The organism is Roseateles chitinivorans, from assembly GCF_002761755.1.
Classification (GTDB): Bacteria; Pseudomonadota; Gammaproteobacteria; order Burkholderiales; family Burkholderiaceae_C; genus Roseateles; species Roseateles chitinivorans.
Genome location: NZ_PEOG01000030.1, coordinates 25,386 through 46,320, shown reverse-complemented (window position 1 = coordinate 46,320; position 20,935 = coordinate 25,386). Strand labels below are relative to the sequence as shown.

At 70.5% G+C, this 20,935-nt stretch carries 17 protein-coding genes; 9 read left to right on the top strand and 8 right to left on the bottom strand.

What is annotated here, in order from left to right; genetic code table 11:
• Nucleotide 1 precedes the first annotated feature (1 nt).
• Both CS062_RS12700 and CS062_RS12695 read left to right on the top strand, forming a co-directional pair.
• The gene (locus CS062_RS12700) at nt 2–1,738 is read left to right on the top strand and encodes an ABC transporter substrate-binding protein (protein WP_091728865.1); all 1,737 of its coding nucleotides are present in this window, start codon (nt 2–4) and stop codon (nt 1,736–1,738) included.
• 105 nt (nt 1,739–1,843) lie between these two features.
• Complete coding sequence (locus tag CS062_RS12695) at nt 1,844–2,320, top strand: tellurite resistance TerB family protein (RefSeq protein WP_099861996.1); 477 nt, start codon at nt 1,844–1,846, stop codon at nt 2,318–2,320.
• A 94-nt stretch (nt 2,321–2,414) separates the two neighbouring features.
• Here CS062_RS12695 and CS062_RS12690 read toward each other — a convergent pair whose 3' ends face one another.
• Both CS062_RS12690 and CS062_RS12685 read right to left on the bottom strand, forming a co-directional pair.
• Entirely contained in the window at nt 2,415–4,391 is a 1,977-nt protein-coding gene (locus CS062_RS12690) for an RDD family protein (protein ID WP_099861995.1), read from the bottom strand.
• A gap of 147 nt (nt 4,392–4,538) precedes the next feature.
• Nucleotides 4,539–5,063 (bottom strand): hypothetical protein, encoded by a 525-nt coding sequence (locus tag CS062_RS12685; protein ID WP_099861994.1) that lies wholly within the window; start codon nt 5,061–5,063, stop codon nt 4,539–4,541.
• Between the two features lie 63 nt (nt 5,064–5,126).
• Between CS062_RS12685 and CS062_RS12680 the strand changes: the two genes are divergently transcribed.
• On the top strand, nt 5,127–5,750 hold the full coding sequence (locus CS062_RS12680; protein WP_099861993.1) for a hypothetical protein: 624 nt from the start codon (nt 5,127–5,129) through the stop codon (nt 5,748–5,750).
• A 48-nt stretch (nt 5,751–5,798) separates the two neighbouring features.
• On the opposite strand, the gene CS062_RS12675 is transcribed toward CS062_RS12680, so the two are convergent.
• From CS062_RS12675 to CS062_RS12665, 3 genes are all read right to left on the bottom strand, one after another.
• A complete protein-coding gene (locus CS062_RS12675) occupies nt 5,799–6,188 on the bottom strand; it encodes a hypothetical protein (RefSeq protein ID WP_099861992.1) in 390 nt (129 codons plus the stop codon).
• A 29-nt stretch (nt 6,189–6,217) separates the two neighbouring features.
• The gene (locus tag CS062_RS12670; protein ID WP_099861991.1) at nt 6,218–8,941 is read right to left on the bottom strand and encodes a serine/threonine protein kinase; all 2,724 of its coding nucleotides are present in this window, start codon (nt 8,939–8,941) and stop codon (nt 6,218–6,220) included.
• A gap of 69 nt (nt 8,942–9,010) precedes the next feature.
• Nucleotides 9,011–9,565, bottom strand: a complete 555-nt coding sequence (locus tag CS062_RS12665) for an ECF-type sigma factor (protein WP_099861990.1) — start codon at nt 9,563–9,565, stop codon at nt 9,011–9,013.
• 309 nt (nt 9,566–9,874) lie between these two features.
• On the opposite strand from CS062_RS12665, the gene CS062_RS12660 reads away from it, so the two are divergent.
• A complete protein-coding gene (locus tag CS062_RS12660; protein ID WP_158238775.1) occupies nt 9,875–10,480 on the top strand; it encodes a diguanylate cyclase domain-containing protein in 606 nt (201 codons plus the stop codon).
• 94 nt (nt 10,481–10,574) lie between these two features.
• On the opposite strand, the gene CS062_RS12655 is transcribed toward CS062_RS12660, so the two are convergent.
• The 3 genes from CS062_RS12655 to CS062_RS12645 all read right to left on the bottom strand — a co-directional run bounded on the left by CS062_RS12655 (nt 10,575) and on the right by CS062_RS12645 (nt 15,610).
• Nucleotides 10,575–11,036: a GNAT family N-acetyltransferase gene (locus tag CS062_RS12655; RefSeq protein ID WP_099861988.1), complete on the bottom strand. Its 462-nt coding sequence runs from the start codon at nt 11,034–11,036 to the stop codon at nt 10,575–10,577.
• Between the two features lie 132 nt (nt 11,037–11,168).
• On the bottom strand, nt 11,169–13,013 hold the full coding sequence (locus CS062_RS12650) for a phytase (RefSeq protein WP_099861987.1): 1,845 nt from the start codon (nt 13,011–13,013) through the stop codon (nt 11,169–11,171).
• 14 nt (nt 13,014–13,027) lie between these two features.
• Nucleotides 13,028–15,610 carry a TonB-dependent receptor gene (locus tag CS062_RS12645; RefSeq protein ID WP_099861986.1) on the bottom strand — a complete coding sequence of 861 codons (2,583 nt, stop codon included), beginning with the start codon at nt 15,608–15,610 and terminating at the stop codon, nt 13,028–13,030.
• Between the two features lie 188 nt (nt 15,611–15,798).
• On the opposite strand from CS062_RS12645, the gene CS062_RS12640 reads away from it, so the two are divergent.
• The 5 genes from CS062_RS12640 to CS062_RS12620 all read left to right on the top strand — a co-directional run bounded on the left by CS062_RS12640 (nt 15,799) and on the right by CS062_RS12620 (nt 20,934).
• Nucleotides 15,799–16,695 carry a GGDEF domain-containing protein gene (locus CS062_RS12640; protein WP_099861985.1) on the top strand — a complete coding sequence of 299 codons (897 nt, stop codon included), beginning with the start codon at nt 15,799–15,801 and terminating at the stop codon, nt 16,693–16,695.
• Nucleotides 16,692–17,795: an AraC family transcriptional regulator gene (locus tag CS062_RS12635; RefSeq protein ID WP_143742340.1), complete on the top strand. Its 1,104-nt coding sequence runs from the start codon at nt 16,692–16,694 to the stop codon at nt 17,793–17,795. Before CS062_RS12640 ends, CS062_RS12635 begins: the two co-directional genes overlap by 4 nt.
• A 132-nt stretch (nt 17,796–17,927) precedes the next feature.
• Entirely contained in the window at nt 17,928–18,755 is an 828-nt protein-coding gene (locus tag CS062_RS12630) for an AraC family transcriptional regulator (protein WP_099861984.1), read from the top strand.
• Nucleotides 18,756–18,776: 21 nt separating this feature from the next.
• Nucleotides 18,777–19,760 (top strand): DMT family transporter, encoded by a 984-nt coding sequence (locus CS062_RS12625; protein WP_099861983.1) that lies wholly within the window; start codon nt 18,777–18,779, stop codon nt 19,758–19,760.
• Between the two features lie 76 nt (nt 19,761–19,836).
• Nucleotides 19,837–20,934 carry an alpha/beta hydrolase family protein gene (locus tag CS062_RS12620; protein ID WP_099861982.1) on the top strand — a complete coding sequence of 366 codons (1,098 nt, stop codon included), beginning with the start codon at nt 19,837–19,839 and terminating at the stop codon, nt 20,932–20,934.
• Nucleotide 20,935: the final 1 nt, after the last annotated feature.

Genomic DNA, 20,935 nt, shown 5'->3' with positions numbered 1-20,935 from the left:
CGTGAACAAGAGCAAGTATTCCGCGCTGGCCGTGGCCGCATTGCTGGCGTTGGGAGCAAACGCCGCCTGGGCCGGCGAGGCCGAGGCGAAGAAGTGGATCGACAGCGAATTCCAGCCGTCGACGCTGTCCAAGGACAAGCAGACCGCCGAGATGAAGTGGTTCATCGAGGCGGCCAAGAAGCTGCAGGCCAAGGGCGTGAAGGAGATCTCGGTGGTGTCCGAGACCATCACCACGCACGAGTACGAGAGCAAGGTGCTGGCCAAGGCCTTCAGCGAGATCACCGGCATCACGGTCAAGCACGACCTGATCCAGGAAGGCGACGTCGTCGAGAAGCTGCAGACCTCGATGCAGTCGGGCAAGAGCATCTATGACGGCTGGATCTCCGATTCGGACCTGATCGGCACGCACTTCCGCTACGGCAAGATCATGAACCTCACCGACTACATGGGCGGTGCGGGCAAGGAGTGGACGAATCCGGGTCTGGATCTGAAGGACTTCATCGGCACCAGCTTCACCACCGCGCCGGACGGCAAGCTCTATCAGCTGCCCGACCAGCAGTTCGCCAACCTGTACTGGTTCCGCGCCGACCTGTTCGCGCGCAAGGACCTGCAGGACAAGTTCAAGGCCAAGTACGGCTATGAACTCGGCGTGCCGCTGAACTGGAGCGCCTACGAGGACATCGCCGAGTTCTTCACCAATGACGTGAAGACCATCGACGGCAAGCCGATCTACGGCCACATGGATTACGGCAAGAAGGATCCGTCGCTGGGCTGGCGCTTCACCGATGCGTGGCTGTCGATGGCGGGCTCGGCCGACAAGGGCATCCCGAACGGCATGCCGGTGGACGAATGGGGCATCCGCGTCGCTGACGACAAGTGCACGCCGGTGGGCGCATCGGTGGCCCGCGGCGGCGCGACCAACTCGCCGGCGGCGGTGTACGCGCTGACGAAGTACGTCGACTGGATGAAGAAGTACGCGCCCAAGGAAGCGACCGGCATGACCTTCGGCGAGGCCGGCCCGGTGCCGGCGCAGGGTCAGATCGCCCAGCAGATCTTCTGGTACACGGCCTTCACCGCGGACATGACCAAGCCGGGCCTGCCGGTGGTGAATGCGGATGGCACGCCGAAGTGGCGCATGGCGCCCGGACCCAACGGGCCGTACTGGAAGGCCGGCATGCAGAACGGCTACCAGGACGTGGGCAGCTGGACCTTCTTCAGCGGCCATGACGCCAACCGGACGGCGGCGGCCTGGCTGTATGCGCAGTTCGTGACCGCCAAGACGGTGAGCCTGAAGAAGAGCATCCAGGGCCTGACCTTCATCCGCGACAGCGACATCCGCAGCGACTACTTCACCAAGAACGCCAACAAGTACGGCGGGCTGATCGAGTTCTACCGCTCGCCGGCGCGGGTGGCGTGGACGCCGACGGGCACCAACGTGCCGGACTATCCGAAGCTGGCGCAGCTGTGGTGGAAGAACGTGGCGCAGGCGGTGACCGGCGAGAAGACGCCGCAGGCGGCGATGGACACGCTGGCGGACGAGATGGACGCGGTGATGGCGCGCCTGGAGCGCGCTGGCATGGCCAAGTGCGCGCCCAAGCTCAACAAGAAGGAAGACCCGAAGAAGTGGCTCTCCGACAAGGGCGCGCCGTGGGCCAAGCTGGCCAATGAGAAGCCCAAGGGCGAGACGATCGCCTACGAGAAGCTGCTGGGCGCGTGGAAGGAAGGCAAGGTGCGCTGAGCACGCGGCTCATGCCCTCTCCCGCTTGCGGGAGAGGGCAGGGTGAGGGTCAGCGGCTTAAGACGCGCATAAGGCCGGCGATCACCGGCGTGCCACCATGCCGCCATGTTCAAGTCGCTGATGGACCTCTTCGACACGCTGGCGCCGGATGACGCGTTCGGGCGCTCGCGGGGCGGCACGCCGTCGCTGCCGCTGGCGGCGGCGGTGCTGCTGGTCGAAGTCATGCGGGCGGACGCCGATTTCTCCGGCCTCGAACGCACCGCGGTCCGCCGCGCCCTGACCGCGCTGTTCGCGGTCTCCGACGACGAGGCCGACGCGCTGACCGCGCAGGCCGAGCGCACCGCGCGCACCGCCTCCGACCTGTTCGCGTTCACCTCGCCGATCGACGAGCGCTGGGAGATGCCGCAGAAGCTGCGCCTGCTCGAGCTGATGTGGGGCGTGGCCTATGCCGACGGCCGACTCGGCGACATCGAACGGCACACCCTGTGGCGCATCGCCGACCTGCTGCACATCCCGCAAGGTGCTTACGTCCATGCCCGCCTGCGAGCGAAGGCGGCCGCCGGGCTCGGCGATGAGGACTGAGCGCGACGGCCACCGGCATGAATGCCGTGCGCCAGATAAGGAAAGGCCCTCCGCAGGAGGGCCTTCTCATTGGTGAGGTGTTGGTGATGGTGCGTCAGCGCACGTTCTGGAATACCACCCGCTCCGCCAGTTCCCGCGGCGCGACCGCCGTGCTGCGCTGCAGCTGGTTCAGCACCAGGCTGGCGCGCTCGCAGCTGATGGGCGCCGGGCCGGCATCGCCGTCGGTCCAAAGCTTGGAGAAGGCGCCCGCCGCGGTGGCGCCGACCGTGCGGGCCACGACCTCGAGTTCCAGCGCCGTCGCCTGCAGCGCACGCGCGCGCAGCGGTGCGGTCTCCGCGGCGGACTCGGTCAGCCAGCGGGCTTCCAGGGCCATGGCTTCCTCCGGCAGCAGGCGGCGCGGCACCGGCGAGCCCGACAGCCAGGACTGGCAGGTTTCCGCGCCGAGCGCCTGGGCCGCGGTCAACTGCGCCCGCAGCACCTGCAGGTAGCGCCGGCGCAGGTCGCGCGAGCCGTTCAGCAGCATTTCCCGCACGTTCGGTGCGAGCGCGGCCTGGGCCGCGATCTGCGCGCCGGCGGCGGCGTGTTCCGATCCGGCCAGCGCCATGTGGGCGTTGCGCATGCGGCCGGCGGCGTCGTCGATCAGGCCGGGGAAGCGCTGGTCGAGCCGGAACCACGCGTCGCTCGCCCGCAGAGCGTTGACGTAGTCGACCAGCGGCGCGTACTGGCCGGGCTTGTCGCCTTCGGGCAGGGCCACGTCCAGCGTCCGGGGCGGCGGCAGGATCAGCGAGTGGCGCACCAGGTCGTCGGCCGCCGGATACCACATGCGGCGCGACGGCGTGCTGAGCGTCTTCTCGATGAAGTCCTCGGGCAGCTCCATGCGGCGGTAGGTGCGGGCGAGCTCCTGGTTGGCGATCTCGTCGAAGGCCGGGTTGAAGGTGCCGCTGCTGGCGCGATGGAAGCCCAGCTGCGCACCGGGCATGAGCTGGCGCTTGTTGCCGGCCAGGAAGACCAGGGTGCAGGCGCTTTCGCAGTTGCCGACCGCGCGCGTGCCGACGCCGCGCTGGCGGATCAGCTCCACCATGCGCTCGGCCTCGGTGACGCGGCCGCCGGGAGAGGCGACCTCCAGCAGACGCACCGCCGGTGATTCCGACAGCAGCGTGCCCAGGCGATGCGCGTCGCCGGCGCCGATCGGGCCGTTGAACTGCATCGTGCGGCCGTCGGCGCTGACGGACAGGCGCACGTTGCCGATCGGATCGATGCCGCGCGCGAGCTTCCACAGCTCCGGGAACTCGGAGAACACGCCCAGCGCGAGCGAGAAGGCGATCTGCAGGAAGGAGCCCAACAGCGACAGCCGCGCGAGCCCGGAGATCAGGTAGGAGCCGCCGGCGTCGACGTAGCCGCGCACCGAGCGCCAGGTGCCGACGGCGCTCCAGACTTCGATCACGATCAGCAGCGGCCAGGCGATCAGCAGCGCGATCGCGACGCCCTGCAGGCCCTCGCTCTTGGTCGCGAGCCAGGCGACCAGGCCCTGCACGCCGGCGGCGACGGGCCAGGTCAGCAGGACATGGTTGATCCAGAAGCTCTGCGCCAGGTTCTGCTCGCCGCGCCAGTGGCTGGCGATGTAGCCGATGAGCAGGCCCTCGCCGTCGGCGGGCGCCTCGCGGCTGCGCTCGACGGCGGTGCGGGAGAGGCGGTCATGCCAGGTGCGGCCCTCGGCGTCGACCCGGGCCCAGAGGAATCCGGCGAACAGCGGGATCGCGGACACGAGGTAGCCGACCCAGCGCAGGGCGGCTTGCAGTGGCGACGGGTGCTTGCCGCTGCGGGTGTCGACGACCTTGATGCCGGCGACCAGCTTGCCGGGCGTGGCGCCTTGCCAGCTCCAGAACAGCACGCAGACGGCGAGCGGCAGCAGCCAGTTGATGGCGAGGGTGCCGGGGCGCAGGTCAGTCCATTTGGACACCGGGTCGCCATAGACGGCCCACATCAGCAGCGTGCTCGCGGCGAGCATCAGCGCGCCGTCGATGACCATGGCCAGTGCGCGGGGCGCCAGGCCGACGGATTGGTTCGACATCCTCTTCTCCCTCCAGGGCGGGGAGTGTAGTGAGCAGGCGCGGCGCGGCGCTTGTCAGTCCCGTGGCTGTGCCGGGGCTGTATTGAATCCGTCACAGGCGAGGGGCTGGAGTTCCCCCTTAGGGAGGAGAGCGCGAGCGCTGCCGACTCAGTCGTCCCAGAAGAATCGCCGGTCCGGATAGACCACGCTCTGCGAGGTGCGGAACACCACCCCGTTCTTGAAGTGCACATTGAAGCGCAGCAGGTAGCCGTTCATCTCGGGCTCGATGTTCCAGTCCCAGACGTCCTCGCCGCTGAGCTTGAAGAACACGCGGGTGCGTTCGCGGCCGAGGATGCGGTTCACCTGCTCGGGTGTCATGCCCGGCACGATGCGGTTGCGGCTCGCTGGCGACAGGCCGTCGACCACGCTCACGAAGCGGTCCTGGGCATCGAGCCGCACCATGTAGCAGGTGCGGCCGAAAGGCTGGGTGGCGTACTCCAGCGTGTGGCCGCCGTCGGCCTCGGACCAGACGTGGCTCGGCGGACCGTAAAGCTGCTGCACCTCGGCGCCGCTCGTGACGCCGGGCTGCAGACGCTGGTCCTTGAGCGGCGTCGTGCAGCCGCCCAGCGCCACCGTCGCGACCACCGCCACGACCGCCGTGCCCAGCGGGCCCGGGCTCGTCCACTCGCGCATCGTTCTCTCCTGCCAGACGAAGCGGCCATTGTGCGGCGAGCCCGGCGACGCACAATCCGCCCCATGCCGAGACCGCACTTCCGACAGGCGTTTCAGATCGCCGCCCTGACTGTCCAGCTCACCACGGTCCTGCTCATGAGCGGCACGCCGGCAATGGCCCAGACGCCAGCCGTCGCCGGTCCGGGAGCCGCCTCGAGCGCCGCGCCGGGCGCGCCGTGCGTGCTGCTGTTCGGCCAGGGCCGCAACTTCGATCCGGAGCAGCCGGCGGCCAATCGGCGCTGGGACGAGGCCAACAGCGCCTTCAACCTCGCCGTGCGCGAGCCGCTCGCGGCCGCGGGGTTGCCGGTGATCAATCTGGTGCTGCCGGTTTCGGCGATCGACCTGCCGCGCAACCTGCAGGGGCTGCTTGCCGAGGTGCAGCGGCGCGGGTGCACGCGGGTGCTGGAGACGGCGCTGTTCGCCGACGTCGCGCAAGGGGTGCTGATCGCGCGGCTGCGGGTGTATCCAGTGCTGGGGCTGCTGGGCCCGCAGGCGGCCGGCAGCCAGCCGCGGATTGGCGCGGTGGCCTATACGCAGCAGAAGGAGTTCACCCTCGATGCGCGGGTGATGGATCGGGTGAACCCGTCCCGGTTGGGACGGGTGATGGGGGAGGAGGCCATGGCGGCGCTGGTCGGTCCTCGTGAATGAGCAAAGGACCGCGATGCGGCCCTTTGCGTATCGGCACGGACGATGAGATCAGCAGGTCGCAGGACCGTCGTTCAGTACCTGGGGATCGCTGCTCGGGTAGAGGTTCTGGACCGTTCCGGGCGTCGAGAAAAGCAGCACGACGCCCTTGACGATCGATTGCGTCGTGGGCATGGCGAAGCTGACGTTATTCTCATCATCAGCGGGAGCGAAGTTGCTGGCATTCATGCCAGGCGTCGAGCCGATGGTCTTGAACGTCGCGCCGATCAGCAGCAGCTCGGTGCTCTCCGCCTGGGAGAAGATGCAGTTGCCAGAATCGATCGGAATGTGGATCTCCGAGCCCGGAATCTCTTCCGTTCCCTGGTAGTCCTTGAAGTACTTGCAATCGGCGAAGTTCCCATCGGCACTGATTTTTGCCTCGACGTAGACAGAGTAGGACATGTTCTCTCCTTGAGCTGTGGTTTGGAATGTCAGGACGGCGACTCAAGAGAGCGATCGTGCGCAAGCCATTCCGCCGCGCGCCTAGTCTCTTCCCGCTGCCCCCGTCCAAGACAGGATTGGGCCTCAACCCAAGCCTGGGTGATCAGCCGATGAACACCAATTGCCGCAGGTATCTTCAACGTGATGTCATCTATCTCTTTGCATCGAAGTTGCAGGTCTACCGTGCCGCGAGAGCTCGGATGCGCGCGCGCGAGTGCAATGATCTGAAGGCGCGTTTCTACGTAAATGGATACTGAGCGGATGTCGGGCAATTGCACCGCCTTCATCGAATTTTCGGAGTGCGATTCGTCATCGAGGACCTTCATCGCGCCGGCGATGTCGCCCCGCGTGGCCAGGGTTTTGGCCATGAGCACTGACCAACGCCCCCAAGCTTCGAGCAACCTCGGATTGCTTGCCGGTTTGCCCTTGGAGAACTGCTCGATCTGCACCTTCAGCTGATTGGCGCGATTCAAGCGCTCATTGGAGGGCAAGGCTTGCCACTCGAAGTCCAACTGCGCCACTTGGCTCAGAAGCAGATTGAGCCGCCATTGGGTATTGGCAGGATCCTGTGCGTGGAGCGTGCGTAGCAACTCCACAGACGCATTGGCATGACGGAGTGCTTCCCCCGGTTTCCCGAGACGGAAGAGCGCTTCAGCGCGCCATCTGCGCATGAACGCTTCTCTGTAAGCCCATGCGCCGTCGCCTGGCGCGCGTTCTCGAACTCCAGCAATGACTGTCGTCGCTTCGGCGAACATGTTGTCGGCCGCCTGCGTCTGTCCTCGCATGAAGTAGGTGGTGCCAAGCCAGCTTAGGCTGTCCGCAAGATCTCCTCTAACGCCCATATCCTTGGGATCTGCGCCGGCGACAGCTTCACGCTTGTAGGCGATGGACCGCCTGAAATGATCCAGCGCGCCAGTGAGATCAGCCGTCTCCAGCCTCGCGGTTCCAAGACTGTTGTAGGCATAAGAGAGCTCGATCAACGCCTCCCGGTTCCCCGGTTCTGCGTCGACCCAGGCTTGCCCGGCGTCGCGGTAGGCGAGCCAAGCTTCCGTCGCCTTGTCCATCTCGCGTGAATAGTAATGAGCATGTCCGACCCAGAACGCCGCAGCGCCCTGCGCCTTTCTCCATTCGCCCGACTGCACGCCGGGAGGCGGGGCGCCCTCCAGTAGCTTACGGGCCGCCTCCAATGGCTCAAGCGCCTCCTTCAGATTCCGCTTGGACACGCGTACTTCGCCGATAACGCTCAATGCCTTGGCGCGCTGCAGCCGCTCCATCGGCGACGCGTTCGCGTCCTGGGCCAGGTAAGAGAGCGCCTTGCTGCCCACGCTATCCAACAGCTCCAGCCGCCCAATCGGCCGCAGCTTGTCGGCGAACTCGCCGAGCATGTAGCTCAGCAGATCATCCGCCTGCTGCCGCCGTTCCTGCGCTTGGTGCTCCGCCCGTTCCGCCCGCCGCGCCTGCAGCACGCTCAGCCCCGTCAGCGACACCAGCGCCAGCACCGCCACGCTGCTCGCTGCCACGCTCCACCGGTGCCGCCGCACGAAGCGGCCCAGCACGTACAGCCGCGTGTCCGGCCGCGCCGTGATCGGCTCATGCGCCAGCCAGTGCCGCAGGTCGACCGCCATCGACTCCGCGTTGGCATAGCGCTCGGACGGCTTCTTCTTCAGCGCCTTGCCGACGATCGTGTCCAGGTCGCCGCGCAGCAGCTTGGCCTGGCGCGCGATCACCGGGTCGAGCTGGTCGCTCGCCACGTCCGACAGCCGCTTGGGCACCAGCTCGACCACCGCCCGCAGCCGGTCCAGGTGGGTCTGCGTGTCGTCCGCCGTCGGATGGCGGCCGCCGAGCATCTGGTACAGCAACACGCCCAGCGCGTACACGTCGGTGGCCGTCGTCACGTCGGCCTGCTGCACCTGCTCCGGCGCCGCGTACTGCGGCGTGAACGCGCTGCCGGCCCGCTGCGTGAGCTCCGTGGCCACGCCCGCATGCGTCGCGTCGTCCAGCAGCTTGGCGATGCCGAAGTCCAGCAGCTTCACCTGCCCGTCGTGCGTCACCAGGATGTTGCTGGGCTTGAGGTCCCGGTGCAGGATCAGCCGCTGGTGCGCATGCGCCACCGCCGCCAGCACGTCCAGGAACAGCTTGATCCGCGACTCGACATCCAGCCCGTTGACCTGGCAATAGCGATCGATCGGCAGGCCGTCGACATACTCCAGCACCAGGTAGGGCTGGTGCCCGTGATGCACGCCGGCGTCCAGCAGCCGCGCGATGTTCGGATGCGAGAGCCGCGCGAGGATCTGCCCCTCGCGCTCGAAGCGGCCGCTGTCGCCCTTGCCGAACAGCCCCGACTTCAGGAACTTGACCGCCACCTGGCCCTCGAAGCGCCCGTCGGCCCGGCTCGCCAGCCACACCGCGCCCATGCCGCCCTGGCCGAGCTCACGCTCCAGCTCATAGGGCCCGAGCGTCTCGCCGCGGAAGTCCAGCGGCGGCACCGACGACGGCACCGGACCCTGCAGCGCCTCCGCCGCGGGCTGTTCCAGGAAGCGGTCGTCATCGAGCGCAGCATCGCGCGCCAGCAGCGCCTCCAGATGCTCGGCCATCGCGACGTCGCCGGCGCGGATCTCCGCGAGGCGGCGACCCCGCGCGGGCTCCTCCAGGTCGAGCAGTTCGTCGAGCAGCGGACTCAGCGCGATCCAGCGCTGTTTATCGAGTGCGTCCATCGTCGGGCGTCTTGGGATTCCTGAGCGTCTTGGGCGGTGGCGACGGACCGCGCGGTGCCGACCCGGGGGTCAGTCCTTGAGGCTCATCGAGAGCAGGATTCTCGCCTTCTGCCAGTCGCGCTGGATGGTCCTTTCGGTGACGCCCAGCGCCTCCGCGATCTCCTGCTCCAGCAGACCGCCGAAATACCGCATCTCCACCACCTGCGCCAGCCGCGCATCGATCGTCGCCAGTTCCTCCAACGCCTCGTGCACGCGCAGGATGTGGTCGTCGGACTGGGGCGTGCCGTCGACCACCGCCGTGTTGAGCGTCAGGTCCGGCTGGTCGCCGCCGCGGCGCTCGGCCTGGCGCGCCCGCACCAGGTCGATGACAACGTGGCGCATGGTCCGCGCCGCGTAGGCCAGGAAGTGGCGCCGGTCGGGGAAGGTCTGCCCCTGCGCGCCCGCCAGGCGCAGCCAGGCCTCATGCACCAGCGCGGTGGTGTCGAGCAGCGTCATCTCGCCGGCCTGCCGGATGCGCTGCCGCGCCAGCCGTTGAAGGTCGCCATACAGCTGCGCCACCACCTGGTCGGCGGCGGACCGGTCGCCTTGACCAGCTTCTTGCAGCAGTTGGGTGATGTCCTTCATGAGGCGGAACTCTAGCGGGGGTGTATGACCTTGTTACATCGGCCCGGGCGACGGATGACGCAAACCGGTGGGTCTCGACATCAATTTAAGGGTTTCTACCCAGCAGATTTTTGTGAGCGGATGTCGGGATGGCGGTGAGCAATCCGTTTTAGATAGGTGAGGGCACGGCTGGTCAATGTGGCAAGGGAGGCCGGCATGGATCGGGCTGCTTCAGCAGGTCGTGTCCTCAACCCCCTTCATTCGTCCCCCGCGGAGCGGCCCGGCGCCGCACGCGGGCATGGATCCGTCCTCGACCTGGAGCTGTCGCGCATGAGCCTGTCCACCGCCATCGTCGCGTCCGCCGCCATGGAGGAAGCCCAGGCCGCGCTTGCCAAGCCGGCGCGGCAGACCTCGGCGCTGTGGGTGCCCCGGGTCGACTCGCTGGCCGAGTTCGGCCTCATGATCTCGCGCCAGCTGACGCAGTGCCGCCGCTATGGCGGACACCTGTCGGTGCTCTGGCTGGAGGCGGCGCAGGCCGATGCGCCGGAGACCGCGACGGTGGCCGCCCCGGTGTCCGGCGAAGCGCAGGCCGCCGACGATGGCGAGGGCGCCGCGGAACACGCCGCCGCGCTCGAGACCCGGTCGCAGCTGATGACGGCGGTGGGCCGCCGCCTGCGCAGCCGGGTGCGCGGGACCGACATGGTCCTGCAGGTTGGCGAGACCAGCTTCGCCGTGCTGCTGCTGGACGCCGGCCTGCGCGAAGCTCATCTGGTGCAACACCGCCTGGCGGTGGCGCTGAACAGCCCGTACAGCGTGGACGCGCGGACGATGCAGGTGCGCCTGCAGATGGGCACGGCCTCCTTCCCCGAGGGCGGCGTGCGTGGCGCCGATCTGGCCGAGAGCGCTCGCCAGGATCTGCGCCGGCGCCGCTGCTGAGCGCGCGACGCGCTCGAGCTCCCTCGCGCGGCGGCGCTCAGCGCGTCGACCGCGCTCGCCGTCGGACGGTCATCCGCCCGCCATTCGCGGCGGCTCAGAAGTCCTGGCCGTAGACCAGGAAGCCCTTGTGCTCCGCGACCCGGTCGTACAGCGCGCGCCCGGCCGCATTGGTCGTGTGCGTCTGCCAGTAGAGGCGGTGCCCGCCGCGCGCCTGCACCGCCGCGGTGACCGCCGCGATCAGCGCGCGGCCGACGCCGCGGCCGCGGACGTCATCGGCGGTGAACAGGTCCTGCAGGTAGCAGGTGTCCTCGATGCGCGTCGTGCTGCGGTGGAAGAGGTAATGGGTCAGGCCGACCAGCCGCCCGTCGAGTTCGGCCACGAAGGCATGGACCGGCTCGCGTTCATCGAAGAAGCGCGCCCAGGTCGAGGCCGTCACCGCCTCGGGCAGGGCGGTCTCGCCGACGCGGCCATAGAAGGCGTTGTAGCCGTCCCAGAGCGGGCGCCAGGCGGCGAGGTCGGACGGGGCGATCGGGCGGACGACGATTTCAGAGGACATGCGTGAGGTGAGGCGTGGGCCGGGGCCCGGTGGAAAGGGCCGCGATCATCGGGCTTCGCGCGACGCCCGGCAACCGCCGCATGACGCCGGAAGACGTCACGCCGGCGCGGTCGCGTGAACCGGCCGGCGGGCTCAGTGGCCACCCGCGTCGGCCGCACCCGCCGAGCCAGCCGCAGGCACTTCCCCGACCGCGCGCATCACCGCCTGCCAGGGCACCAGCTTGAAGTTCTGCCGCCCCATCGGCCAGCGCTTGTGGCCGTCCTGGACGACAAGCAGGCCCTCGCCGTACTCGCCGCCGAGCGCGGCCGCGCTGACGGCGAGCCCATCCGTCTCCGACGCCGCGTCGATGCCGCGGGCCGGATTCAGGCCGACGCGGAAGCGCCCCCGGACCGCGTGCGGCGCGTCGGCGTCGAGCAGCACATAGCTGTCGTTGCCCTGCGAGGACACGACCAGCCGGGCGCCCTGCGGGCCGCGATGCACCGCCATGCCTTCGACATCGGCATGCAGCATGTCGCCGACCGGCAGGATCAGCGCGGCGTCGCCCATTCGGCCGTCCGCATCGAGCGCGACGCGCCACAGCCCGCGCTTCTCCTCGCCGACGAAGAGCTGCCGGCCGGGTTCGTCGACCACGCAGCCTTCCGGTTGCGAGGCCAGCCGCATCGTCGCCACCGTCGCGGCGGACCAGGCGCCGCCGGCGCGCGCCAGCCGCAGCTGCAGCAAGCGGCCGTCCTTGTCGTTGACGAACACGTCGAGGCCGCCCGCCGGGTTGCGTCCGGCGCAGACGCCGTAGACCTCGTCGAGCCCGGTCGGCAACTCGGCCAGCGCGCTCACCCGGCCGCTGCCGTCGATGCCGAACAGCAGCACGCTGTGGCGGTCGCGCTGCGTGGCGACGGCCAGGTCCCAGTCGCGGCCGTCATGGCGCAGGCGCTGCCGCAGGTCGACGTTGTTGACGCGGCCGACCGGCAGGAACTGCCGCTCGTGGCCCTGCAGGTCGTAGACCGCCAGCCCGAGCTTCTTGTCGGTGCCCAGGATGAGGCTGCGCGCCGGCTGCGTCGGATGGACCCAGATCGCGGGATCGTCCGCGGCGTCGCCGCCGCCGCGCACCGGCTCGGTCTGTGCCGAGGGCACCGCGACCGGGATCGCCGGGTGGGGACGCGCCGCGCGGGCTTCGAGCCAGAGCGCCAGGTCCTTCGGTGCCAGCCCGGGCGCGACCAGCGCGCGGCCGGAGCGCTCCGGGTCGGCTTCGAAGGCCCACAGGCCGACGTCCGCCTCCGCGATGTACAGCGTCGCCTCCTCGTCGCGCACCGCGCAGCCCTTGGCGTCCGGGATGGTCGCCAGCTGTCGCAGCACCTGCGCCGGCATCGGCGAGGACGCGCCGTGGACGCCGCTCGCGCCGCTCGCGCTGGTCACGCCGGTCACGCTGGTCGGGCCTCGCGTGCGCTGCTTGGCCGGGTCGACCGGCGGCGGCGTCAGCAGCCATTGCTCCGACAGGCCATCGCTGCCGAGCAGGAAGGCCTGGAGCGTCTGCTGACGCGGCTCGAGATAAAGACAGATCGCCTCGACGTCGATGGCCGGCGCGACCCAGCGAGCGCGCTCGCGCAGGCGCTGGTCCCGCCCCTCGATCAGGCGCAGGACGCCGGTGTCGGCGTCCTGAAGCAGCGCGACGGTCGTGCCGTCCGCGAGCCGGCGTCGGTCCCATCGCTTGGCGCGGACGCCGAACTCGTCCTGCGGCCGGCCCGCGGCGTCGAGCAGCCGCAGTCCGCTCTTCCCCAGTTCAAGCACTGGCGGCGCCGCCGCCGCTGGCGCAGTCGCAGTGGTGATCGCCGCCGCCGGTCCAGATGCCGCCTGCGCGAATGCCGTCATCGCGGTCGCGATCGCCGTGGCCATCGCAAACGTCCGGATCACCGGCCCGCCGGTGCGCCACCTGGTGGCCGTCTGATCGGCGGTCGGTCGAGTCCTCATCGTCTTCTTCGTCATGACCTGCCGCTCCTTCAGAACATCGCCAGCTTCAGGCTGAGCTTGTAGGCGCGTCCGTACTGCTCGTACTGCGTGTTGAAGGCCTTGCTGCCCTGATAGACGTAATAGCGCTCGTTGCCCAGGTTCAGCGCCTCGAACTGCAGCTGCAGCTGCTTGTTCAGCTGAATGCGCATCGACGCGTCGATCTGGTTCTGCGTGTCGACCTTGCGGTCCTGCGCCGCATCCAGCACGTCGCCGACCTCGAGCAGGTAGGGCGACTTGTGATTCAGCGCGATGCGTGCGCCGAAGGCCGGCGACTCCCAGCCCAGGCTGAGGTTGATGCTGCGGTCGGACTGGCTCGGCAGCGCGATGCGGCGGCTGATGAAGCGGCCCTCGTCGTAGCCGCCGATGGTCGCGCGCGACTTCACGAAGCTGCCGTTGGCGCCGATCACCAGGCCGTTCCACGGCGCCGGCAGCCGGCTCAGCGCCTGGCTCCAGGACAGCTCCAGCCCGCGCACCGTCGCGTCGCCGCCGTTGGCGAAGGACTCGACATGGCTGAAGTCCTCCCAGCCCGGGGTACCGGCCAGGTCGGTCTGGAAGGCGAAGTCGCGGATCTTCTTGTGGAACAGGTAGGCCGACAGCGCCCCGTCGCGACCCAGGCGCTGCTCCAGCCCCAGGTCCAGGTTGCGCGCGCGCAGCGGCTTGAGCAGCGGGTTCCCGACGGTGGCTTCGTCGCCGTCGACGGTCACGCCCGGGCTCAGCTGGCCGAAGGCGGGCCGCACCACCGCGTGCGTCAGCGCCGCGCGCAGCACCAGGCCTTCGCTGAGCTTCTGGCGCAGCAGCACCGCCGGCAGCCAATGGCGCGAGCGGGTGTCCTGGTGCACCGGGCTCAGCTCGCCATCCTTCCAGGCGGTGCCGTCGGCGGTGAAGCGCACCCGCTCATGGCGCACGCCGACCAGCCACTGCGTGCTGCCGCGTTCCAACGTTGCCTGCAGGTAGCCGGCATCGGTGCGCTCCTTCATCGCATGGTCGTTGACCGACGAATCGACCGCATCGCGGAACGCGGTCAGGTCATAGGCGCCGTACAGGCCGCGCAGCCTGCCGGGATCGATGCCGGGCCCGAACGAGGTCCAGGGGTAGTCGACCTCGCCCCCACCGACGAAGTTCCCCAAGCCCAGCTGCGACGCGGGGACGTTGTAAGGCGCCTTTTTCAGCAGCTTCGCGCTGGGCGCATAGGTCTCCTGCGCGTTGTCCTTGTCGCGCCGCATCGCCTTCAGGCCGGTCTTGAGGTCGAGGTCCCAGCCCCCGAGGTCGAATTCGCGCTGGACGTCGGCCTTCAGGTGGCGCACCCGGTCGGTGGCGCTGCTCCGCTCGACCTTGGCCTTGTTGAAGGCGTATCGCGAGGCGTCGCCCAGGCCGGCCACCGCCGTGGGCATCGGCTGGACGGTGCCGGCGTAGCCAAGGCCGGAGAAGTCCGCGGTGAACGAGGACGAAGCCAGCGTGTCGGGCTTGTCCTCACTGGCGCGGCCGGCACCGGCCTCGGCCCAGAACTTCCAGTCGCCGCGGCTGAGTTCGGTGCCCAGCACCGCGGCAGTGGACTTGTTGATCTCGCGGCGTGCCTTCAGGCCGCGGCTGACCGTGCCGTCGCCGGTCTCGCCGGGGGCAAGCGGCTCGTCGAACTCGATCGCGATCGACTGGCGCTGCTCCTCGTCGGTGAAGCGGCTGGTGAAGCTGCGCAAGTAGACCAGCGAGGCCTCGTCGGGCTTGAAGTCCAGGTTCAACGCCGCGCCGACGCGCTCCCGGGTAATGGTGTAGCGGCGCAGCTCGAAGCTGCCCAGCTTGTCGCCATCCCAGTCGCCGCCGGTCTCGACGTTGTCGCTGGCGAAGCGGCGCTGGTCGGCCGACAGCGCCAGCGCCACACCCAGCCTGCCGCCGGCGAAGCGGTCTGCGAAGGCCACCGAGCCGCGTGGCCGGGTCTTGCCGGCATTGGCATCGTGGTTGGCGCCGAGCTCCACGGTGAACAGCCGGCCCGGCTGGTCGAAGGCGCTGAGCGTCCGCACCGTGACCGTTCCGCCCAGCGAGTTGGCGTCCTGGTCCGGCGTCAGCGTCTTCTGCACTTCCAGCGAGCGGATCAGGCCGGCCGGCACCAGGTCCAGGCCGGGAGCGCGGCGGTCGGACTCGGAGGCGGGCGTCAGCGCGCCGTTGATGTTGACCGCGTTGTAGTCCGGGCCCAGGCCGCGGACGCGGATGAAGCGGCCTTCGCCCTGGTCGCGTTCCACCGACACGCCCGGCATGCGGGCCAGCGCCTCGGCCGCGTTGTTGTCGGGCAGCTGGCCGATGCCGTCGGCGTGGACGATGTTGACGATGCCTTGCGCCGCCGCCTGCTTGTCCAGCGCGGAACGCAGCGCCGCCGCCTGGCCCACCGTCACGACGGTGTCGAGCTTGCGCGCATCGGAGGTCGCGTCCTTGGCGGTCTTGGCGTCCTTGCGGGTCTCGGTGCCGGCATCTGGACGGGCCTCGGCCTTCGTTTCGGCGGCCTGCTGCGCCCAGGCGGGCGCGGCGGCGAAGAGGCTGGAGAGGCACAGGGCGAGGAGCGTCGGGCGGGGCGGCGTGCGCATGGGATGAGGCGGGTGAGTCACGGATGGCGGCGCACGTTAGGAAGCCGGGATGGCGGGTCCGTGACAGCGTGGGATTCTCGACGCGCCGCGGCCCGGACGGCTCCGCCAGGCCCGGCGCGTGAGCCGATCCGACCCCTGGCGGCCGGTGTGACGGCGACTGTCACAAACGCTGCCTAGCATCGCGCGCCATGAAAGTCGTGTTGCCGCGTCCGCCGCTGGTGCTCGCGCCGGTCGCGGGCTCGCGCCACTTCGGCCATGGGCTGCTGCTGGCGATGGCGGCCATCACCTGGTCCTTCGGCTACTGGGCCGTCGCCAAGCCGCTGGCGCAGTGGCGCTGGATGGACATCCTCAGCGAATCGCTGATCGTCGCGATGCTGGCCCTGTGGCTGGTGCAACTGCGGGCGAGCCGGCCCGCCGGCCGCGTCACGACCTGGCTGTGCCTGGGGCTGGCCGGGATGCTGCTCGGCGGCTGGGCCGACCTGATGGACGAGTTCTGGAAGTTCCCGCGCGCCTTCACGCTGCTGATGGGCATGGAGTCCACCTGCCATGTCGTCGGCATGACCGGGCTGACCTTCGGGCTGCATCTGTGGCGGCAGGAACAGCTGGCGCTGAACGCGCTGCGCGCCGGCCGCGAGCGCGGCTACCGGGAGCATGCGCAGATCGACGGCCTGACACAGCTGGGCGACGGCGCCTACCTGCTCGCGCAGATCGAGCGGCTGCGACGCGCGCCTGGCGCGCCGACGACGCTGGTGATGCTGGGCTGGCAGGACCTGCCGGCGCTGGCGCGCCAGCACGGCCTGGCCGAGTCGGAGCGGCTGCTCCAGGCGACCGGGCCCTTGCTGCTGCTGCAGCTGCGGCCGGGCGACCTGCTGTGCCGCTACGCGGCGGACCGCTTCGTCGCCCTGCTGCCGAATGCGGACTCGGCGCAGCCGGGCGACCTGCTGGCGGCCCTCTCCGCCCATGTGCACCCCTGCGCCGACGGGCGCACCCGCGCCCGGCTGGGCGCCCGCATGGCCAGCGCGACGCTGGACCCCGACGAGGACGGCGAGGCGCAGCTGCTGCGCCTGCTGGAGCGGCTGCGATGAGCGCGTCGGTCCATGTGGCCGCCGATGTGACGGTCGACGCGACGGCCGATGTGACGGCCGATGTGCCCGGCGACGCGCTTGCCGCGCTGCGCCAGGCGCTGCCGGCGCGCGCCGCGACGGCCTACGGCGCCGACCACGCCTTCATCCCCTGGGCCTATCAGGGCGCGCTGCTGGCCGAGTTCGCCCGCAGCCGCGGCATCGACGCCGCCGAATGGCTGGGCCGCTGCGGCGTGGTGCCGGGGCAGGCGCTGTCCGCGCGCCAGTTGCTGTTGATGCTGGCGGCCCTGCAGCCGCTGGCGGCTGACGTGGGTTTCGTCGTCGGGCAGCTGAGCCTTCCCGGGCATTACGGCCTGGCCAGCCAGGCACTGCAGCAGGCGGGCGACCTGCGCCAGGCGCTGCGTGTGCTGTGCGACTGGCCCGCGCGGCTGTCGCCACTGCTGACGCCGCGGCTGGTGGAGACGGCCGACGAGCTGCTGCTGGTCTGGACCGAGGCCTGCGGCGCGCCGCCCAGCCTGCAGCCGCTGCTGGTGGACATGCAGATGAGCGCGGTCGTCGCGATGGCGCAGTGGCTGGGTGGCGGCCGGGCGCTGCCCTGGCGCTTCAGCTTCAACCGCACGCGGCCGCGCGAGCTGTCGCGGCATGCGGCCTACCTCGGTCCGGCGCTGCACTTCGGCTGCCAGATCGATGCGATGCGGCTGCCGCTGTCCGCGGCCGTCGAGCCCTGGCCGGCCGCGGTGGCCGGCCGCGCGGCGATGGCGCTGGGCGCGCTGGGGCAGGGCGCCGACCCGCAGGCCGCCTGGCGCGGCCAACTGGCCGTGCTCTATGACCATCTGCTGGGCGAGGTCGGCGGCGACCCGTCGCTGGAGCGCAGCGCGCAGCGCTTCGGCATCAGCCCCGCGACGCTGAAGCGGCAACTGGCCCAGCTCGGCACCCACCATCAGGCGCAACTCGACCAGGTCCGCGCGCATGCGGCGCTCTACCTGATGCTGCTGCGCGGCCAGCGCGGCGAGGCGGTGGCGCGCACGCTGGGCTTCCACGACAAGAGCAACTTCCGGCGCTCGTTCAAGCGCTGGACCGGCATGACGCCCGGCCTGCTCTGAAGCGGCGCCTCGGGCGCCCGCGGGGAAGGCGCCCCGGCGGCGGCCCGGCATGACGCGCCGGCATCGCCCGGGTTCCGGAGTCGCGAAGGCTGGCGCGGACCCTGCGGCGGACCCCGGCATAGACTGCCGCCCATGCCCACCGTGTTCGAGCATCCCGAGGACCAGGCCCAGTACCGTCGTCCTGCGCACCGCGCGGGCGTCGAGCTGTACCACGCCCACATCCTGCGGCACAGCTTCGAGCCGCACACCCATGAGGCCTACGGCCTGGGAGCGATCACCGACGGCGTCGGCCGCTTCCGCTGGCGCGGCGGCGAGCACCTGGCGCCGCGCGCCACGCTGATGTTGATGAATCCCGAGGACATCCACACCGGCGAGGCCGCCACCGCCGATGCGTGGGGTTACCGCATGGTCTACCTCGACGAGCAGTTGCTCTCGGAGTTGTACGGCGGCCCGGCCTGGCGCTTCGATGCCGCGGTGGCGCACGATGCGGCGGCCGCGACGCAGGCCGCGGCGCTGATCGCCGCGCTGTGGCGGGCCCGCGAGCCGCTGGCCTTCGACAGCGCGCTGCTCGAGCTGGTCCAGGGCCTGAGCCGCCATGCCCATCGCGCGCCCGTGCGGCCCGACGGCGCCGCGCCGCGCTTCGCCTCGGTGATCGAGCACATGCGGGCCCACCTGGACGAGTCGCTGGACACCGCCCGGCTGGCGGCCGTCGCCGGGCTCAGCCCGTTCCACTTCCTGCGCAGCTTCAAGGCGCAGCACCATGCGACGCCGCAGCAGGCGCTGATGGCGCTGCGGCTCAACGAGGCCAAACGCCAGCTCGCCGCCGGCCAGGCGCCGGCGCAGGTCGCCGCTGCCGTCGGCCTGACCGACCAGGCGCACCTGACGCGCACTTTCGCGCGCCGCTACGGCCTCACCCCGGCGCGCTACCAACAGCAACTCGGTACAAGACGCCGGACCTGACGCGGCGCGACACTGCGCCGCATGCTGTCCGGATTCCTGTTCGCGCTCGCCGCCGGCCTCATGTGGGGCCTGGTGTTCGTCACGCCGCTGCTGCTGCCCGACTACCCCGCCGCCATGCTGATGGCCGGCCGCTACCTGGCCTTCGGCCTGCTGGCACTGCCGCTGGCGCTGATCGATCGTCGCGAGCTGCGGCGCCTGACGCGTGCCGACTGGATCGACGCGGTCAAGCTCAGCGCGATCGGCAACTTCCTCTACTACCTGACGCTGGCCGCCGCGATCCAGCGCGCCGGCGGGCCGCTGCCCACGATGATCATCGGCACGCTGCCGGTGGTGATCGCGGTCTGCGCCAACCACCGCAACGCGGCGCGCGACGGCCATTACCGCTGGCGCGACCTGGCGCCGGCGCTGCTGCTGATCGCGCTGGGCATCGGCTGCGTCAACCAGGTCGAGCAGGCGACGCTCGCGCCGCAGGCGCTGGGCCGCTACCTGCAGGGCGCCGGACTGGCGCTGATCGCGCTGGCCTGCTGGACCTGGTATCCGATCCGCAATGCCGACTGGCTGCGCGCCCACGCCGACCGCAGTCCGCGCGCCTGGGCCACCGCCCAGGGCGTGGTCACGCTGCCGATGGCGGCGCTGGCCTTCCTGGTGCTCGCGGTTGCCGACGGCACCGGGTTGCCGCTGTTGCCGGCCGGATTCGACTTCCCGGCGGGGCCTCGCCCGTGGCCCTATGTCGGACTGATGGCGGCGGTCGGCCTGTTCGCGTCCTGGCTCGGCACGCTGTGCTGGAACGAGGCCAGCCAGCGCCTGCCGACCACGCTGGTGGGTCAGCTCATCGTCTTCGAGACGCTCGCCGCGCTGGTCTACGCGCAGCTCCACCGTGGCGAGTGGCCACCGCTGATGGGGGTGGCCGGCGTGGTGCTGCTGGTCGGCGGGGTGTGCTGGGCCTTGCGCCTCAAGCCGGTGCCGCCGGCCCGGGAACGGCATCTGCCCGCCTCGTCGGCATGACGGCGGCCGCCGTGCCGTCGTCCCCGAGGCCGGTAAAAGTCGGTGCCGCCGGCGCCTGTCTCTGCACAATCGACGGATGCGCATCGCCCCACCCCACGCCCCCGCCCCGGTTCAATCGCCCGCCGAGCCGTCTCCCCAGGTCCTTCATGACGCCGACCCGATCCGGCGTGCGCTGCTGCGGCGCGCCTCGGCGCTGACGCTCGGCACGACCGCCGCGGCGCTCGGCGCCTGGCCGGCCCGGGCCGCGCCCGAAGCGCAGGCGCAGGCGCAGGCGCAGGCGGAGGGCGGCGTGACGCAGGGCCACTGGCACGACCGGTCCCGCTTGCGCGACATTCCCTGGCGCCTGCGCCTGCCCGAAGGCGACGGCCCGGTCGCGCTGGTGGTGTTCTCGCACGGATTGGGCGGCAGCCTCGACGGCGGCACCGAATGGGCGCAGGCCTGGGCCGAGGCCGGACTCGCGACGCTGCATCTGCAGCATGCCGGCAGCGACCGTGCGATCTGGCGCGGCGGGCTGCCTGCGGTCAAGGCCGCCGCCAGCGCCGAGCAGCTGGTCGAGCGCGCCCACGACGTGCAGTTCGCCGTCGAGCAGCTGCTCAAGCTGCGACAGGACCGCAGCGGTCCCTGGTCGCGGGTGCGGCCGGAGGCGCTGGGCATGGCGGGCCACTCGTTCGGCGCGCAGACCACGCTGGCGGTCGCTGGTCGCGACTACCAGGTGCGCGGCGCGCCGGACCTGTCGGAATCGCACTTCAAGGCCTTCGCTGCCTTCAGTCCGTCGGTGGGACACGGCGCCGGCGGCATCAAGGGGATCACCCGCCCGATGCTGTGCCTGACCGGGAGCCTGGACGGCAATCCGCTCGGCCAGGAGCGCGACGGTCGCTACCGCCGTGCCGTCTACGACGCGCTGCCGGCCGGCGCCAAGGCGCAGCTGTGGCTGGAGGGCGCCGATCACATGAGCTTCGGCGGCGGGGGCGAGCGCGGCGCCGGCTTCGGGCAGCGGCTGCTCGGCCGCCCGCGTGAACGCGCACCGGAGCGGCTCGCCGCGCATCACGCGGCGCTGATCAAGTCGATCACCACCGACTGGTGGCGCTGGCGCCTGCTCGAGGACGAGGACGCGATGACCCGGCTCAAGGCGCCCAAGGGCCTGGGCCCGGACGACGAATGGCTGCAGGGCTGAG

What these genes read in the sequence shown, in the direction of transcription:
- CS062_RS12695 (WP_099861996.1), top strand. Translation starts at nt 1,844, where the DNA reads ATGTTCAAGTCGCTGATGGACCTCTTCGACACGCTGGCGCCGGATGAC.
- CS062_RS12690 (WP_099861995.1), bottom strand. Translation starts at nt 4,391, where the DNA reads ATGTCGAACCAATCCGTCGGCCTGGCGCCCCGCGCACTGGCCATGGTC.
- CS062_RS12685 (WP_099861994.1), bottom strand. Translation starts at nt 5,063, where the DNA reads ATGCGCGAGTGGACGAGCCCGGGCCCGCTGGGCACGGCGGTCGTGGCG.
- CS062_RS12680 (WP_099861993.1), top strand. Translation starts at nt 5,127, where the DNA reads ATGCCGAGACCGCACTTCCGACAGGCGTTTCAGATCGCCGCCCTGACT.
- CS062_RS12675 (WP_099861992.1), bottom strand. Translation starts at nt 6,188, where the DNA reads ATGTCCTACTCTGTCTACGTCGAGGCAAAAATCAGTGCCGATGGGAAC.
- CS062_RS12670 (WP_099861991.1), bottom strand. Translation starts at nt 8,941, where the DNA reads ATGGACGCACTCGATAAACAGCGCTGGATCGCGCTGAGTCCGCTGCTC.
- CS062_RS12665 (WP_099861990.1), bottom strand. Translation starts at nt 9,565, where the DNA reads ATGAAGGACATCACCCAACTGCTGCAAGAAGCTGGTCAAGGCGACCGG.
- CS062_RS12660 (WP_158238775.1), top strand. Translation starts at nt 9,875, where the DNA reads ATGAGCCTGTCCACCGCCATCGTCGCGTCCGCCGCCATGGAGGAAGCC.
- CS062_RS12655 (WP_099861988.1), bottom strand. Translation starts at nt 11,036, where the DNA reads ATGTCCTCTGAAATCGTCGTCCGCCCGATCGCCCCGTCCGACCTCGCC.
- CS062_RS12650 (WP_099861987.1), bottom strand. Translation starts at nt 13,013, where the DNA reads ATGACGAAGAAGACGATGAGGACTCGACCGACCGCCGATCAGACGGCC.
- CS062_RS12645 (WP_099861986.1), bottom strand. Translation starts at nt 15,610, where the DNA reads ATGCGCACGCCGCCCCGCCCGACGCTCCTCGCCCTGTGCCTCTCCAGC.
- CS062_RS12640 (WP_099861985.1), top strand. Translation starts at nt 15,799, where the DNA reads ATGAAAGTCGTGTTGCCGCGTCCGCCGCTGGTGCTCGCGCCGGTCGCG.
- CS062_RS12635 (WP_143742340.1), top strand. Translation starts at nt 16,692, where the DNA reads ATGAGCGCGTCGGTCCATGTGGCCGCCGATGTGACGGTCGACGCGACG.
- CS062_RS12630 (WP_099861984.1), top strand. Translation starts at nt 17,928, where the DNA reads ATGCCCACCGTGTTCGAGCATCCCGAGGACCAGGCCCAGTACCGTCGT.
- CS062_RS12625 (WP_099861983.1), top strand. Translation starts at nt 18,777, where the DNA reads ATGCTGTCCGGATTCCTGTTCGCGCTCGCCGCCGGCCTCATGTGGGGC.
- CS062_RS12620 (WP_099861982.1), top strand. Translation starts at nt 19,837, where the DNA reads ATGCGCATCGCCCCACCCCACGCCCCCGCCCCGGTTCAATCGCCCGCC.